The sequence below is a fragment of the Gemmatimonadales bacterium genome (assembly GCA_030697825.1).
Classification (GTDB): Bacteria; Gemmatimonadota; Gemmatimonadetes; order Gemmatimonadales; family JACORV01; genus JACORV01.
Window position 1 is genome coordinate 1 of record JAUYOW010000301.1, and the last position, 1,395, is coordinate 1,395.

Sequence of the window (1,395 nt, forward strand, 5' to 3'; positions counted from 1 at the left end):
TCGAATGGATCACGTCAAACATCGCGGCTGCCTCGGAGGCTTTGTTGCGCTGCAGATGACCCACCATGTGCCAGCGGGGCCCTCGCCCGAGGGCCCCGATCTTGCGGCGCGCCTCCTGCACGCGATTCTCGCCCAACTCTACTACGCCGGCGGCGATGGCAGCCCGGATGTGCTCCGCATCCACATCCTTCGTAACCGCAATCAACCTGACGTCCTCGGGCCGGCGGCCGGAGCGTGTTGCCGCGGCCGCGATGCGCCCGCGTACGAGCGCGACACTGGCGGCGACATCGGTCACACCGAGCCGGAGCTCTGCGGCGCCCGCCTGACCGCTGTCGGAACCGCAACGACAGCCGCCATGCGACCGGTAACGCGGTCTCGCCGGTACGAATAGAACAGGTCTGGATGGTCGTATGTGCAAAGGTCCAGGACCTCGATGCGCCGAGCCAAGACGCCGGCGTCCAACAACTGCCTGCGGCATGCATCGCGGAGATCCAGCTGCCAGCGCTGCCGGCCGTTCGCGACCGCGATCTCCGGCCACCACCTCCACCGCCGCATCCGCTCCATCACCGGCTCGTCCACCTCATAGTGGCAGGGACCGATGCTGGGACCAATCGCAACGAGCAGATCCCGAGGGTCGCTCTTGAAGCGATCCGCCAGGACGCGCACGCCTTCGACGGCGATCCCCGCGGCGGTTCCCTTCCATCCCGCGTGCAGCGCCGCAACCACGCGCCGCTTCGGGTCGGCGAGGAGCAGAGGCACGCAGTCCGCGGCGTGGATCGCCAGCGCCAAGCCCGGATCGGCCGTGGCAAGGCCATCTGCGCCGACAATAGATCGTCCGGCATCGGCGGTACCGACCACCGCCACCACCGCTCCATGCACCTGATCCGCTTCCACGTGCTGCACAGGATTCAGTCCGAGCGCCCGCAGCACCGCGCGGCGATTCGTCGCGACCGTCTCCGGATCGTCGTTGACGCCGCGGCCGAGATTCAGGGACGCAAAAGGACCCGCGCTCGATCCGCCCTGGCGGGTGCTAAAGGCGTGCGGAATGCCGGCGGCGCGCAGGTTCCCGGCGAACAGGAGATGGGGGCGGGTCACACGACCTTCTCGCGGACCTTGGCGCTAAAATAGTCCATGGCCGCGACGACAATCGTGATGCCCCAGACCGCGGTCGCGGCCTGCCGCCACTGCAGGAGGTTGATGTACTGGATGAGCAGGAATCCCACGCCGCCGCCGCCGACCATCCCGATGACCGTGGACATTCGCACGTTGATATCCCATCGGTAGATGGTAAACGCGATGAAGGGCGGGACGATCTGCGGCACCACCGCGTACCGCACCACCTGGAGCGGGCTGGCGCCCGTGGCGGTGATGGCCTCGATCGGCCCCGGGTCGATC

The 1,395-nt window shown here is 68.0% G+C and carries 3 protein-coding genes; all 3 read right to left on the bottom strand.

Going from position 1 to position 1,395, the window contains the following annotated elements; all coding sequences use genetic code 11:
- Positions 1-295, bottom strand: a 295-nt coding sequence (locus Q8Q85_14790; GenBank protein MDP3775524.1) for a YggS family pyridoxal phosphate-dependent enzyme, incomplete at its 3' end; no start/stop codon positions are given.
- The gene (gene pgeF, locus Q8Q85_14795) at positions 292-1,095 is read right to left on the bottom strand and encodes a peptidoglycan editing factor PgeF (GenBank protein ID MDP3775525.1); all 804 of its coding nucleotides are present in this window, start codon (positions 1,093-1,095) and stop codon (positions 292-294) included. The genes Q8Q85_14790 and pgeF, both read right to left, overlap by 4 nt.
- Positions 1,092-1,395, bottom strand: a 304-nt coding sequence (locus Q8Q85_14800) for an ABC transporter permease subunit (GenBank protein ID MDP3775526.1), incomplete at its 5' end; no start/stop codon positions are given. The genes Q8Q85_14800 and pgeF, both read right to left, overlap by 4 nt.